Origin of the sequence: Ancylomarina subtilis, assembly GCF_004217115.1 — a bacterium.
GTDB classification, from domain to species: domain Bacteria; phylum Bacteroidota; class Bacteroidia; order Bacteroidales; family Marinifilaceae; genus Ancylomarina; species Ancylomarina subtilis.
This window is the reverse complement of sequence record NZ_SHKN01000001.1, coordinates 1017378-1032045: the sequence shown is the minus strand read 5'-3', so window position 1 is coordinate 1032045 and position 14668 is coordinate 1017378. Positions and strand designations below refer to the sequence as shown.

The 14668-nt window shown below is 38.0% G+C and carries 9 protein-coding genes and 1 riboswitch; all 9 genes read left to right on the top strand.

Translation table 11 applies throughout. The features are described 5' to 3' along the window. The first annotated feature begins 141 nt into the window (after positions 1–141). The 9 genes from EV201_RS04275 (at position 142) to EV201_RS04240 (ending at position 14588) form a co-directional block, all read left to right on the top strand. The gene (locus EV201_RS04275) at positions 142–1251 is read left to right on the top strand and encodes an FIST signal transduction protein (protein ID WP_130306154.1); all 1110 of its coding nucleotides are present in this window, start codon (positions 142–144) and stop codon (positions 1249–1251) included. Further along, positions 1245–3260, top strand: a complete 2016-nt coding sequence (locus tag EV201_RS04270; protein WP_130306153.1) for an ATP-binding response regulator — start codon at positions 1245–1247, stop codon at positions 3258–3260. The genes EV201_RS04275 and EV201_RS04270 overlap by 7 nt, the downstream gene beginning before the upstream one ends. 195 nt (positions 3261–3455) lie before the next feature. After that, on the top strand, positions 3456–3986 hold the full coding sequence (locus EV201_RS04265) for a hypothetical protein (RefSeq protein WP_130306152.1): 531 nt from the start codon (positions 3456–3458) through the stop codon (positions 3984–3986). Positions 3987–4204: 218 nt separating this feature from the next. Further along, positions 4205–4636, top strand: a complete 432-nt coding sequence (locus tag EV201_RS04260; protein WP_130306151.1) for a VOC family protein — start codon at positions 4205–4207, stop codon at positions 4634–4636. 206 nt (positions 4637–4842) lie between these two features. Then, positions 4843–7434, top strand: a complete 2592-nt coding sequence (gene clpB / locus EV201_RS04255; protein ID WP_130306150.1) for an ATP-dependent chaperone ClpB — start codon at positions 4843–4845, stop codon at positions 7432–7434. Between the two features lie 375 nt (positions 7435–7809). Then, a riboswitch (SAM riboswitch) is annotated at positions 7810–7912 on the top strand. Between the two features lie 354 nt (positions 7913–8266). Next, positions 8267–9589, top strand: a complete 1323-nt coding sequence (locus tag EV201_RS04250; protein ID WP_130306149.1) for a Na+/H+ antiporter NhaC family protein — start codon at positions 8267–8269, stop codon at positions 9587–9589. Positions 9590–9778: 189 nt separating this feature from the next. Further along, positions 9779–9919 (top strand): hypothetical protein, encoded by a 141-nt coding sequence (locus EV201_RS16345; protein ID WP_165389577.1) that lies wholly within the window; start codon positions 9779–9781, stop codon positions 9917–9919. Positions 9920–10044: 125 nt separating this feature from the next. Then, positions 10045–12867, top strand: coding sequence for a TonB-dependent receptor (locus tag EV201_RS04245; RefSeq protein ID WP_130306148.1), 2823 nt, complete (start codon positions 10045–10047; stop codon positions 12865–12867). A gap of 209 nt (positions 12868–13076) precedes the next feature. Continuing rightward, the gene (locus tag EV201_RS04240) at positions 13077–14588 is read left to right on the top strand and encodes a glutamate synthase-related protein (RefSeq protein WP_130306147.1); all 1512 of its coding nucleotides are present in this window, start codon (positions 13077–13079) and stop codon (positions 14586–14588) included. Positions 14589–14668: the final 80 nt, after the last annotated feature.

The following is a 14668-nucleotide window of genomic DNA, read 5'->3' as shown; positions in this document are numbered from 1 at the left end:
GTTTTTATCCTTTATGAAAATTATCTGTTTTTGTAAAGCTTTGCTATAATGTTGTTTAAACTTTTGATCTTAAATATTTATTGTTAATTTTAAGGGTGAGTCCTTATTTTGAGCCTATAGAATTAACTGATTGTATTAGATATGAGATCAATTTATATTCATGCTCATGATTTAGTAAATCTGGAGCACACTATTCGTGAATTGGAACAGGAAAAACAGACTAAGGCGGTTCTGTTCTTGATGGCAGATGCCGATCATTATACCAAAGATCTTTTAGCCCCTATACTGAACGAAATAAAAAAGCCTTTTATCGGAGGTGTCTTTCCTGAATTGATTTTTGAAGGTGAGCGTAAAAACAGTGGCGTCCTATTACTTCCTTTGTCTTTTGAGATAAAAACCCAGCTTTTTGATTTAAATGAAAACTCTGAGGATTTTTTGAAGCAATTAAAGGATGTTCAAGTGGATTCATTAGCGAGTCAAAGTTCGTTATTTGTTTTTGTAGATGCCTTGAGTTCACATAAGGTCAGTTTTATTGAATCCCTATTTGATTTCTTTGGAATGAATACCAGTTATGTGGGAGGTGGGGCAGGCTCTTTGAGTTTTGAATCATTACCATGTATTATCTCCAACGAAGGTATACATGCTAACGCAGCAGTCATCGGATGGGCTGATAAAAAAATGACTTTGGGTGTTGCCCATGGTTGGAAAGCCATCTCGGATGTTTTAAAGATTACTCAGACAGATCATAATTTGGTTCAAACGATTAATTGGGAACCTGCTGTTGAGGTTTACAAAACTTTTGTTGAAGCTCACTCGGGCAAAAAAATAACGGCAGATAATTTCTATGAGATAGCAAAATCCTATCCTTTAGGTATAGAGAAGCTTGATGCAGAAATGATTGTGAGAGATCCCATTTGGCTCACATCTGAGGGGCTTCAGCTGATTGATGAGATACGCGAAGGAGAATACATTAAAATACTGAATGGTGATTTGGAATCGCTTCTTGAGGGGGCTTCAAATGCAAAAGATTTGGCCTTATCCAATCTTCAAAATGAGATGGATCATGATGCTCTTTTTTGCATCGATTGTATTTCGCGTGTTTTGTTCATGAATGAAACCTATGGAATGGAATTGGGAATCCTATCGGAGAATAAAAAGGTTTCGGGTATTCTAAGCCTGGGTGAAATAGCAAATGAGGGGGATTCTTTTTTGGAAATTTACAACAAGACTATAGCAATTGGGATATGGTAGAGAAATGTTTACAAGCTGAGATACTTTTGGAATTGGTTTTCAGTATTAGCTTCGAAAAGGAGGAAGAATTGATTCTTAAAAAAACGATGCCGCTTTATTTGCGAAAACTTAATTGTTTTCTTGCTGGTGTTTTAAAAAAAGACAATGAAGGCTTATGCGAGTTGATGACTATTCCTATTGTTGCGAGTCAATCTGATGAGTGGGCCAGTGTATTGGCTTATTTTTGCTCTTTGGATATTGACCCGGGACAAGAGTGTCCAAAATATGTTTTAAACGATCATTATTATTATAGCTTTTGTCTGCATGGCTATGGTATGTTGATTTTAGGACGCAATAAGGCTTTTGATCATTTTTTCGTAAAAGAGTTACAAAATACAGTCAATTACCTGGGCAGGGTATTGATTCAAGCTAATGAAATAAAAAGAAGAGAGTTGGCTGAAGACAAGTTAAGAGAGAGTGAATTCAGACTTTCTCTTTTGATGCAAGAGTCTCCCAGAATAATGGAAGTTTATGATAGAAACGGCTGTCAAGTAATTGTAAATAAAGCTTATGAGAAATTTTGGGGTGTTGAAGCTGCCGAAACCATTAATCAGTTTAATGTTTTAGAAAGTGAAGATGTCCGGGAAATGGGAATGAAAGAATACATTCTTAGAGCTTATCAAGGAGAAACCATTATTGTTCCTGAGTATCTGTTCAGACTTAAAAGTCAGTTTAATGGTATTGATAGAAATTGTGACAAATGGTTGTCGTCAAGCATATATCCCCTTCATAATAAAAAAGGAGAGGTTGAATATATCGTTGTGACACATGAAGATATAACAGAGAGAAAAGAGGCAGAAAAGGCGTTAATGATTGCAAAAGAAAGAGCCGAAGAAAGTGATCGATTAAAATCGGCCTTTCTTGCCAATATGAGTCACGAGATTCGGACGCCAATGAATGGTATCTTGGGTTTTACCAACCTTTTAAAAAGGCCTATGCTTGGTGCGAGTGAGCAACAGGAATATATCGAATTGATAGAAAAAAGTGGTGCGCGTATGCTGGCAGTCATTAATGATTTGATTGATATTTCGAAGATTGAATCCGGGCAAATGGAAATCACAATTTCCCCAATTAATATCAATGCATTAATTCATGATGTCTATTCTTTTTTTAAGTCTAATGCGGATGAGAAAAATTTACAATTTAGCTTAAGTAAATTATTGCCTTTAGAAGAAATTCAGTCCAATACCGATAAGGAAAAATTGCTTGCTATTTTGATGAATCTGGTTAATAATGCCATTAAATATACCTCTAAGGGCTATGTTGAAATTCAGGTTGAGAAGAAAGAAGACTGTTTTGTATTTTGTGTGAAGGATTCAGGAATTGGCATACATCCCAAAAGACAAAAAGCAATTTTTGATCGGTTCATTCAGGCAGATATAGGTAACCAAAGAGCCTTTGAAGGAACAGGTTTGGGTTTATCGATTTCTAAGGCATATGTTGAAATGCTTGGTGGGAAAATCTGGTTGGAGAGTGAACTCGGAAAAGGATCAATTTTCTATTTTAGTTTACCTTGCAATGTAAAAGCAGATGACACGAATGATTACAAACTTACTCCACTGACTGATCGTTCAACTTTTGAAAATGAAAAATTAAATGTATTGATCGTTGATGATGATAAGGTGTCTAGAAATTTAATGGCAACACAGATCAAACAGATTTGTAAGGATATAATCTTTGCTAAAAATGGGATAGAAGCACTTAATCTTTTTAATGCGAATCCGCATCTTGATTTAATATTAATGGATATGAAAATGCCGCTGCTGGATGGCTATGATACTACTCGTGAGATCAGAAAAACCAATCAGGATGTGATCATTATTGCTCAAACAGCTCTAGGGCTAATAGGCGATAGAGAAAAGTCGATTGAAGTTGGATGTAACGACTATATAGCGAAACCCATATTAAAAGACGAGTTATTATTCTTGATAAACAGATGCTTTAATCGATATAAAATAGGTTCAAAATAAAATAATCAATTTAACTACAAGTTTGCATGGAGGCTGAAGTTGAAAAACTTTGGCTTTTATTTTTAATTTTTCTTTTAAGAAGCCTCCCGTGCATTTTAAGTTTATTAGAGGTGGTGTCTTCGCTCGGATTTTATATATTTGGTCGATTTAACTAAATATCTAACTCTTACGATTGAAAACCTATTACAGATGAATATGAAAAAATTATCCCTTATTTTTGTTGGATTGTTATTGGCTTGTTGTCATAGTTTTGGACAAACAAATCATTTTGTCAGGTTAAAAGCTATGGTCGGAGATTGGTCGGGAACGGGCAGTGGCTTTGGCAATAATAAATCTCAAATTGAATCCAGCTGTCAGTTGGTGATGGGAGGCCAATATCTTGAAATAAAAAATGAATCCAGGTTTGATCCTACTGAACGCAATCCTGAAGGTGAGCATCATATTGACAGAGGTTTTATTTCGTATGATAAGAGTCGGGATGTTATTGTTTATCGGCAATTTAATAATGAAGGCTACGTCAATCAATACGTTTTAAACGATTCATTATCGAATGATTCGCTATTGGTTTTCGATACCGAAGTGATCGAGAACTTTGTTCCGGGTGGAAAAGCACGTTGGACGGTTAAAATTCTTTCTGATAATCAGATTGAAACAAGTTTTGAAGTGTCATTTCCAAAGAAAGATTATACCTGTTTTGGTGTAAATAAGCTTACCAAGAAAAAATAATAAAATATAAGATTCGAAGTCTGTGAAGCTGTCTCGTTTAGGGGCAGCTTTTTTTATTGATTATTAGTTTTGATGTATAAAAGAGGTCTGTGTCCGAATAATATTGCTTCCTGTTCAAAATTTTCATAAATTGATATTCTGTTGGTCAAACTGCGATAGACTATAATAAAGATTCTAAACAACCATTTTATATAAATTCGTTTTTAAATTATTCAAAAATGACAACAATTAACACTTATCTGACTTTTAATGGGAATTGCGAAGAAGCCTTTAATTTTTATAAATCGGTTTTTGGTGGTGATTTTTCTCATGTGGCAAAATTTGCCGATATGCCTGCAGATCCTAAATGTCCAATTTCCGATAAGGACAAGAATAAGATTATGCATGTTTCACTGCCTATTAGCAAAGAAACAGTGCTGATGGGAAGTGATACTGGCGGAGAGTGGGCGAGTCAGTTTAAAGCCGGGAATAATTTTTCTATTTCAATTGCAGCGGATAGTAAGGAGGCTGCAGATAATTTTTATAATAAGCTGTCCAAAGATGGGAAGGTGATTATGTCTATGGATAAAACGTTCTGGGGATCTTATTTTGGTATGTTTACCGATCAGTTTGGTATACAGTGGATGGTGAGCTTTGATGAAGCACATTAACAATGCTTAGATTGATGTTTTGAATTGATCGTTTGAGTGTAGCCTTGGGGCTGCACTTTTTTTGTCTAAAAAGCAGTTTTGAATAATTTAATAGTGTTATTATGTCAGATGCTTGATTCCAATTTCTGTCAATTTGACTTAATACATGAAAGGGTATGTGTTTTGAATACTATGAGTCGACTTATAAATAATCAAAATAAGGAACTATGAATTTTAATAACTACACCATAAAATCGCAGGAAGCGATACAATATGCTCAACAAATAGCTCAGGGTTTTGAAAATCCACAAATAGAGAACGCTCATATCTTAAAAGCCATTTTCGAACTTGATGAAAATGTTTTGCCTTTTATTTTAAAAAAGATTGGCATCAATGCGGAGATTTTTCAAAAAACAATTGATCATATTATTCAAAGCTTTGCCAAAGTTCAGGGAGGTGAAATTATGTTGTCGCGTGATTCGGTAAACACATTGAACGATGCGGCAAACATTGCAAAAAAAATGAAAGATGAGTACGTCTCAATCGAACATTTGTTAATCGCCATGCTAAAGGCTAAGGATGCGATTTCACGTTTGATGAAAGATAATGGTTTAACTGAAAGCAATCTTTCTGGGGCTATTAATGAATTGCGTAAGGGGAAGAATGTGACCTCGCAATCGCAGGAGGATAGTTATAATTCTCTTGACAAGTATGCACGTAATTTGAATAAGCTGGCCAATGATGGTAAATTGGATCCTGTAATTGGTCGGGATGAGGAGATTCGTAGAATCTTGCAAATTTTATCGCGAAGAACGAAGAATAACCCCATGCTGATTGGTGAGCCTGGTACAGGAAAAACAGCCATTGCTGAAGGTTTGGCCCATCGTTTGGTGAAGGGGGATATCCCCGACAACCTGAAGGATAAGATTATTTATTCTCTGGATATGGGAGCTCTAATTGCCGGAGCCAAGTATAAAGGTGAATTCGAAGAAAGGCTTAAGGCTGTAGTAAAAGAGGTGGTTGCTGAAGACGGAAAAATTGTCCTGTTTATCGATGAAATTCACACCCTTGTTGGTGCTGGTGGTGGTCAGGGTGCCATGGATGCAGCCAATATTTTAAAACCCGCTTTGGCGCGTGGCGAGCTTCGTGCGATTGGAGCAACCACACTGGATGAGTATCAGAAATATTTTGAGAAAGATAAGGCGCTTGAACGTCGTTTTCAGAAAGTGATGATTAGTGAACCCAATAGGGAAAGTGCCATTTCGATACTTCGTGGTATTAAGGATAAGTATGAGAGTCATCATAAAGTGAGGATTCAGGATAGTGCTGTGATCGCGGCAGTCGAACTTTCACAACGCTATATAACCGATCGTTTTCTACCCGATAAGGCGATTGACTTGATGGATGAATCGGCAGCAAAATTGCGTATGGAAATCGATTCCAAACCCGAGGAGTTGGATGTGCTTGATCGTAAGATTATGCAATACGAGATTGAGTTGGAAGCCATCAAGCGCGATAAGGATAAGGCAAAGATTTCACAGATAAAAAAGGAACTGGCTGATGTTAAGGAAAGTCGGGAAGGTATTTATGCCAAGTGGCGTTTGGAAAAAGATTTGGTGGAAAAAGTGCAATCGGTAAAGGCGCAGATTGAAGATCACAAACAGAAGGCTGACCGAGCTGAACGTGATGGTGATTTCGGTTTGGTTGCTGAGCTTAGATATGGCAAGATTAAAGAAGATGAAGAACTGTTGAATCAACTTCAAAATGAATTGGTTGCCAATCAGGAGACGGCTTTAATCAAAGAAGAAGTGACCAGCGAAGATATTGCTGAGGTGGTGGCAAAATGGACGGGCATACCCGTTTCAAAAATGTTGCGTAGCGATAGAGAGAAGCTCTTGTATTTGGAAGATGAGCTGCATAAGAGTGTGGTCGGGCAAGATGAGGCGATTGAACTTGTGGCAGATGCAGTCCGTCGTTCGCGTGCCGATTTGCAGGACAGTCGTCGCCCCATTGGAAGTTTCTTGTTTTTGGGAACAACAGGTGTTGGAAAAACGGAGTTGGCTAAGACTTTGGCCGAGTACCTTTTCAACGATGCAAATGCTTTGACTCGTATTGATATGAGTGAATATCAGGAGCGTCATGCGGTAAGCCGTTTGGTTGGGGCTCCTCCGGGATACGTGGGCTATGACGAGGGAGGACAATTAACTGAAGCCGTCAGACGCAAGCCTTACTCAGTTGTGCTCTTGGATGAAATTGAGAAAGCACATCCGGATACCTTTAATATTCTGTTGCAAGTTTTAGACGAAGGTCGATTAACGGATAATAAGGGCCGAGTGGCGGATTTTAGAAATACCATCATTATTATGACATCGAATATGGGAGCCCATATTATTCAGGATAAATTGGAGAATATCGATATGAATAAGCGGATGGCCGTGTTGGATGAAACTAAAATTGAAGTACTAAAACTGTTGAAACAAACGGTTCGTCCGGAATTTTTGAATCGGATTGACGAAACCGTGATGTTTACGCCTCTTAATATTGAGGAAGTTAAACAAATTGTAGAGCTTCAGATTGGTGCTTTAAAAAGCATGCTGGCTAAAAAGGATATTCAACTGGAAGTGTCAGCAGATGTTATTTCTCATTTGGCTGATGTTGGTTTTGAGCCTCAGTTTGGAGCCAGACCCATCAAGCGTGTTATTCAGCGAATGATTCTCAATCCGCTATCCAAAGAGATCTTGTCGGGAAGACTGATTTCTGAGAATACTATCTCGATTGAACTGGAGGGGGAAAAGCTGGTTTTTAAAAATCAGTCATAAAATAGGGCTTAGTAAGTTTGAGGTTTATATTTTAGAATTAGGTGCAGTCTTGGGGCTGCACCTTTTTTATTTTTCATACATATGTAGTGAAAGATGTCATGTTTTAAACATGAAATTGGTTTTCTTAGTTTTGTTTCAAAAAACTTTCAAGAAAAAATAAAGACCTTCGGGTATTTATTTTGACGTATTATTTGTGTTTTGTTAGTTGTTTAAAATCAGCTCAGTATGAGGATTTGTTTGTTCGTTTAAAAAAACATAAACCCGAAATATAATTTAAACATAAGAGATGTATTTTTGATTTTGTACTTAAAGAGGGCTTGGAAAGATAAAAAAAGCTCTCTATGTTTGCAGCGTCAATTTCAATTAGAAATAGTTGATTTATACAGAAGAGTGGAGAGACAGGCTCGATGAAACTCTAGCAACCTGACACCAGTTAAGGTGCTAAGTCCTGATCCAATAGTTATGGAGAATATAAATTAAATTAGAAATGAACAATACTTTCTGCAATTTCGAACACCCATTCTTAATTCCCTTATTGGGGAAGTTAATTCCTAACGAAGCCTTTTTTATGCTTTGTATGCGAATGTGTATGCGGATGTGTTAAACCCGTTTTTTTACCGGAATCATATTGTCAGACATTTTATGTTTTGACCTTCATTACTCTTTTTTGATTTTATTCTCTGATATCAGACCTTGTTACTGTACTTCTTACAGCAACTGGTTTGTTAAAGCAGGATAGAAAATCAAACATTAGAAGACCTCCGGAAATTAGGGACTCCCCTTTCAGCTTATCATTAACAATTAGTCATACCATATACTTTATTTCAGTACCATGATTACGAACCAGAGCATTAAACCAAGTAATGGGATAGCTTTGCTACCTTTTGCTGTATTTATATTTACTTTTTTGGGAGCCGGGATTCTTTTGGAAGATTTCTATGCGATTCCTTCACCCATATCTGTATTTCTAGGTATTATAACTGCCTTTTTATTTTTGAAAGGCACAAGTGATGAAAAATTCAATACGCTGCTCAAAGGCTGTGGTGAACAGAAGATTTTGACCATGTGTTTGATTTATCTTTTGGCTGGAGCATTTGCCTCTGTAACTGGTGCTATGGGAGGGGTTGAATCTACAGTGAATCTGGGTTTGAGTTTTATTCCTTCTCAGTATCTGGCGGTAGGAGTCTTTCTTCTGGCTTCATTTCTTTCAATTTCAACGGGAACTTCTGTGGGGGCAATTGTCGCTTTAGGACCCATTGCCGTTGGTTTAGCCGAGAGTAGTGGGGTGTCGCTTTCACTTTTAATGGGCAGTCTTTTGGGAGGCGCCATGTTTGGCGATAATCTGTCAGTGATTTCAGATACGACCATTGCGGCCACACAAACACAGGGTTGTAAGATGAAAGACAAATTCAGAGTTAACCTTTATATTGCTGTACCAGCAGCTCTGTTATGCTTAATAATACTCTTTTATGTAGGCAATATTGCACCTGTAAAGCATTCAATACCATTAATACCTGCAGACTATTCTCTGTTGTCAATCTTACCATATATTTTGGTTCTAATTCTTGCAATAACGGGTGTTAATGTCTTTACCGTTTTAACTTTGGGATGTATTTCAGCCGGGATAATTGGTATGGCTACAGGTCATTTTGGTTTTTTGGAACTCGGAAAGCGTGTATACGAGGGATTTAATAATATGTCAGAGATTTTCTTACTCTCGATGCTAACAGGAGGTTTGGCTGCACTTGTCAGGGAAGCTGGCGGTATTAACTACCTATTGAAGAGTGTTGAAGCCTGTGTTCGAGGACGTAAGTCAGCTCAATTGGGGATTGGCGCCTTAGTTTCTCTCACGGATTTTTCTATAGCTAACAATACCGTTTCCATCATTATAACAGGGCCCATAGCTAAACAAATAAGTGAAACGTATCGTATTGACAAGCGGAAAACAGCAGCACTGATCGATATTTTTTCCTGTATCTCACAAGGAATTTTGCCTTATGGCGCACAGGTTCTGATTCTTTTGGGATTTACATCCGGTAGATTGACTTATTGGGAATTGGTACCCAATGTGCATTACCTTTTAGTGTTGCTAGGCTTTAGTTTATTGGCCATTTATTCTCCTTTTTGGGATCGCATTATTAAAAAGCGAATGTAGGTTTTTCATTAAAATTTAGTGAGGCTTGAATCTCAGTCTGTTTGTCGTGTGAACGAACAGATAATAGGATTGTTATGCTTTGTTTTAAATGAATAATAGGTCGGTAATTGATCGTTTTTTATCAATTGTCCGATATAGATAAATCACATTTATTGAGAACTAAATAAAGTGCATTCATAAATCAAAATCATGTTTAAGGAAAGAAAAGAAACAGTCGGTGTTTTAGATTCCTGGGATGGGAACAGGCATCAGTGGAAAAAACGAGTTGCTTATGGTATTAGTTGGGTATTTGTAGCTTGTATGGATATGATGTGTTTGGTTCGGATGTGAGACATTTATCCATTATTTATGAAATAAGATCTTGGTCTTTTAAAAGACTATCAAAAAGAAATATTATAAAACAAGTCATATTATTCAAAAAGCTTTGGAGACTTATTGACTGAAAATATAAAAAAATGAAGAAGTTAATATTACCATTACTATATATATTGATCCTGTCAGGATCTGTATTAGCACAAAAAAAAGCCATTTCAGGAGCAGTTACTGATGCTCAAACAGGAGAAGTTTTGCCAGGAGTAAGTGTTGTGATTCCGGGGACAACACTTGGAACCATTACCAACCAGGAGGGAAAATTTCAGTTGGGGATCGATCGGAAATATCCCTTAGTTGAATTAAGGTTTGTGGGCTATCAGACAAAACAGGTTGAACTCGGAAATCAGACTATTCTTAAAGTAGGTCTGAGTCCGGAACAGGTTGGTTTAAACGAGGTCACAATTGTGGGGAGTCGTAATCGAAACCGATCAGTAATCGAAACGCCTACGCCGGTCGATATTATTCCACTTGAAGCAGTGGTTCAGCAGTCTGCCCAATTGGAATTGAGTCAGATTTTGAATTATGTAGCTCCTTCCTTTTCTTCGAATCGATACACGGTTCAGGATGGAACGGATCATGTTGATCCTGCTTCATTAAGAGGGCTGGGGATAGACCACGTGTTGGTTCTGATTAATGGGAAACGTCGACATTCGTCTTCACTTGTGAACAATACGCTTACTGCGGGGCGTGGTTCTTCGGGGATTGATTTAAACACAATTCCTACAGCAACTATAGAGCGCATCGAAGTGTTAAGAGATGGTGCTGCTGCTCAATATGGGTCTGATGCCATTGCTGGTGTTATTAATATTGTTCTTAAAAAAAATACTGACACGGTGATTGCTTCTATCAATACGGGTCAGACCTATGAAGGCGATGGCAAGCAAGTACAAATTAATTCCAATTATGGTATTAAAGTAGGAGAATCGGGTTTCATTAATCTTACCGGGCAGTATCAGAAAAGAGGGCATACCGATAGAGCGGCTTTGTATACGGGTGCGGTGTACAAAACTGATGGAAAAGGAATATTTAGTGAAGATTTTCAGGAAGGCGATTTGAGTCCATTCCAGTCTGGAACGACTTTATCTGCTGAGGAGGCTGCCAGTATTAATACACAAAATGCCATCACTAATAATTTAACGACTGAGGAAGAGGAGGCTTTAATTACTAAGAATGGCGGACGCAGACGATTCAGTCTTAAAGCAGGTGATTCAGAAGCCGCGAATGCAGCCTTGTTTCTTAATTCGGGGATTCCTTTGAATGATAAGCAAGAATTATATGTCTTTGGAGGAATCAATTCCCGTCGGGGAAACTCAACGGGGTATTATCGTTTGCCTAATCAATCGAGAAATGTGAGTACAATTTACCCGAAGGGTTTTCTGCCCGAAATTAATGCCAGAATTATTGATGCTTCTTTATCTGCAGGTATTCGCGGAGAAGTAGGGAATTGGCATGTGGATTTATCGAACACCTATGGCACCAATTCTTTCCGATTTATCATTGGAAACACCCTGAATGCATCTATGGGGACTACATCGCCTACAAGCTTTGATGCGGGGCGTTTTCAATTGACGCAGAATACAATTAATCTGGATTTCGATCGCTATTTTGATGATATTCTGCAAGGTCTGAATCTGGCATTGGGAGCCGAATACCGAAATGAAATTTATAGGGTGAGTGCTGGGGAAGAAGCTTCGTATCGTAATTATGGTAATGTACAGGTGATTGAAGAATTTGATGGTGTAAACTATCTGAATGAGAATAAGACAACGAATGTTTTCTACGGACGACCGGGTGGCGCTCAGGTATTCCCAGGGTTTCAGCCTAAGAATGAGGTGGATGAGTCTCGTTCAAATATTGCTCTTTACGCAGATTTGGAACTGAACTTTACGAAAAATTTCTTTATTTCTCTTGCAGGAAGATTTGAGGATTATACTGATTTTGGACAGACTTTTAATGGGAAAATTGCTTCTCGTTATCAGCTTAGCCCTAATTTCGCTGTGCGTGGAGCATTTAGTACAGGATTCAGAGCTCCCTCGCTTCAACAGCGTTTCTTTAATAATACAGCAACACTATTCACTCAAAGAAATGGTGAGGTTGTGAGTTCTGAGGTTGGGACCTTCAGAAACGATAGTCGGGTGGCTAAGTTGATTGGTGTTCCTGCATTGAAAAATGAGAGTTCGGTTAATTACAGCACGGGTTTAATATGGAAACTTGCCAGAGGCCTTGACCTGACTTTGGATGGTTATTGGATAGATGTGAACAATCGAATTTTACTTTCAGGTAATGTGAGTGCAGACGAGGCGAAGGAACCAGAATTGTACCAGATTCTGAGTTCGGTTAATGCAGGTGAAGCTCAATTGTTTGCCAATACCGTTGATACCCGAACCAAAGGTTTAGATTTGATTTTGTCTTATCGTAAAAGCTTTGGTGAGAATCGACTGGCTCTTACTTTAGCGGCCAATTTTAATGAAACCCGTGTGACTGATGTACACATTCCAAGCAGCTTAAAAGCCAGCAAGGAGGAATTTTTTAGTCGGGAAGAAACGGCACGTCTGGAGACAGCGACTCCTAAGAGTAAGATTAATCTTGGAATTAGCTATTCCTATAAACGCTTCTTTACTCAGTTGAATAATGTACGTTTCGGTTCGGTAACAGATAGACAAGGAACTGAGGAATCACCTGTTGATCAGACGTACTCTGAAAAAATTGTGACTGATTTGAGTTTGGGATATCATATAACGGATTATTTGAGTCTGACTATCGGAGCCAACAATATTTTTAATGTCTATCCGGATGAAAATAGGGAAGAATATCAAAGCGAAGGTCGTTTTAAGTATTCGCGTATTGTCAGTCAGTTTGGAGCAAATGGGGGATATTATTTTGCAAGACTTGGATTTAAAATTTAAATATGTATCCCAAAGACTGTTTTATTATACAACAATGATCGGTAAAACTTAATCGTTCAAATCGAAAAATCGATATTTATCAGAAGGAGCTGCAATTCTAAAATTGCAGCTCTTTTTTTTAACTCTTGCTTAAAATAGGTTTTTAATATTATGAATACTTGATATAAGTTTTTAAATTGAGGAGTAATTCTAATCTAAAAATGAATCAAATGAGTGTACCCAAGAGAGCAGGCAAAAAACCTATTGTTGTTGAATTACAGAAAGGTGAAGAACATTATTTTTGTGCGTGTGGTGAATCTAAGGGACAACCCTTTTGTGATGGTTCACATCGAACAACCGATTTTAAACCTATAGCATTTACAGCTAAAGAATCAGGTGAAGCTTATTTGTGTATGTGTAAACAAAGCAAAAATTTGCCTTACTGCGATGGAACGCACAAGACATTAGAGGAGGTGGAGATAAAATCTAAAATTCCTGAAGCTTCATATATTGAACCGACAAAAGAGGAACCAAGTTTAGCTCATATTAAAGCATTGGCTAGAGATGGTTTGTCGAAAATGGGATCTCATGGTGAAGTCGATGCAATGGGGGTCCCCGGTCCCAGTTTACCTCAATGGAAAGATATTCAAATCCTGGTGGCTCAACTTGCAACAAAACCACTGATGGAGGATGTTCCTGTGGGAACAGAACTTGTTATAGGTCCTAATGCGAAAAAACCTTTGCGTTTAGCAATCCCCCTTTTTGTTTCTGATATGAGCTTTGGAGCTTTGTCTGAAGAAGCTAAAATTGCATTGTCCAAAGGAGCCGAATTAGCAGGGACAGGAATTTGTTCAGGTGAGGGTGGTATGCAGGATGAAGAGCAGCATGCAAACAGCCATTATTTTTATGAATACGCTTCGGCTAAGTTTGGTTTTGAATGGGATAAATTAAAGCGTGTACAAGCCTTTCATTTTAAAGGAGGGCAAGGCGCCAAAACTGGAACGGGTGGACATTTGCCAGCCAATAAAGTAGTAGGGAAGATTGCCCAGGTTAGAAATTTGAAAGAAGGCACTCCTGCTGTTTCACCTCCAACATTTGAAGATCTGCATACGGTTGAAGATTTTAAGAATTTTGCGAATAAGGTTAGAGAGGTAACGGGTGGTATTCCAATAGGTTTTAAGTTGTCAGCCAATCACATCGAAGAGGATATTCAATTTGCGCTGGATGCCTCTGCCGATTATATTATTCTTGACGGAAGAGGAGGAGGAACCGGAGCAGCACCTTTAATCTTTCGCAATAATATTTCTGTACCTACGATTCCAGCTTTGGCTCGAGCACGGAAATATCTTGATCAACGAAACAAAAAGGATGTGACTCTGATTGTTACAGGAGGGCTTCGAGTTCCTGATGATTTTATTAAAGCAATGGCGCTGGGAGCGGATGGTATCGCTTTGGCCAATTCTGCTATCCAATCCATTGGTTGTGTTGCCGCGCGAATGTGTCATACCAACAACTGTCCCGCGGGTGTTGCAACTCAAAATCCGGAATTACGGAAATTGATAAATGTGGATAAGTCAGCTCAACAATTGTTTAATTTTTTCACAGCTTCAACTCAATTGATGAAGGTTATGGCAAGGGCTTGTGGGCACCATCACCTGAATCAGTTTAATGAGAATGATATTACGACATGGAAAAAGGAGATGGCTGACTTGACCGGAATCAAATATGGGGGTATCAGATGAATCATAGATTTAAAAATAAATTAAAGAGGAGGTGCTTGTTGTTTGCCTCCTCTTTTGCTTTTGGGATCGTAATAGTGTTA

Coding starts and splice junctions, on each gene's coding strand:
- EV201_RS04240 (WP_130306147.1), top strand. CDS start 13,077: ATGAGTGTACCCAAGAGAGCAGGCAAAAAACCTATTGTTGTTGAATTA.
- EV201_RS04250 (WP_130306149.1), top strand. CDS start 8,267: ATGATTACGAACCAGAGCATTAAACCAAGTAATGGGATAGCTTTGCTA.
- EV201_RS04275 (WP_130306154.1), top strand. CDS start 142: ATGAGATCAATTTATATTCATGCTCATGATTTAGTAAATCTGGAGCAC.
- EV201_RS04270 (WP_130306153.1), top strand. CDS start 1,245: ATGGTAGAGAAATGTTTACAAGCTGAGATACTTTTGGAATTGGTTTTC.
- EV201_RS04265 (WP_130306152.1), top strand. CDS start 3,456: ATGAAAAAATTATCCCTTATTTTTGTTGGATTGTTATTGGCTTGTTGT.
- clpB (WP_130306150.1), top strand. CDS start 4,843: ATGAATTTTAATAACTACACCATAAAATCGCAGGAAGCGATACAATAT.
- EV201_RS16345 (WP_165389577.1), top strand. CDS start 9,779: ATGTTTAAGGAAAGAAAAGAAACAGTCGGTGTTTTAGATTCCTGGGAT.
- EV201_RS04245 (WP_130306148.1), top strand. CDS start 10,045: ATGAAGAAGTTAATATTACCATTACTATATATATTGATCCTGTCAGGA.
- EV201_RS04260 (WP_130306151.1), top strand. CDS start 4,205: ATGACAACAATTAACACTTATCTGACTTTTAATGGGAATTGCGAAGAA.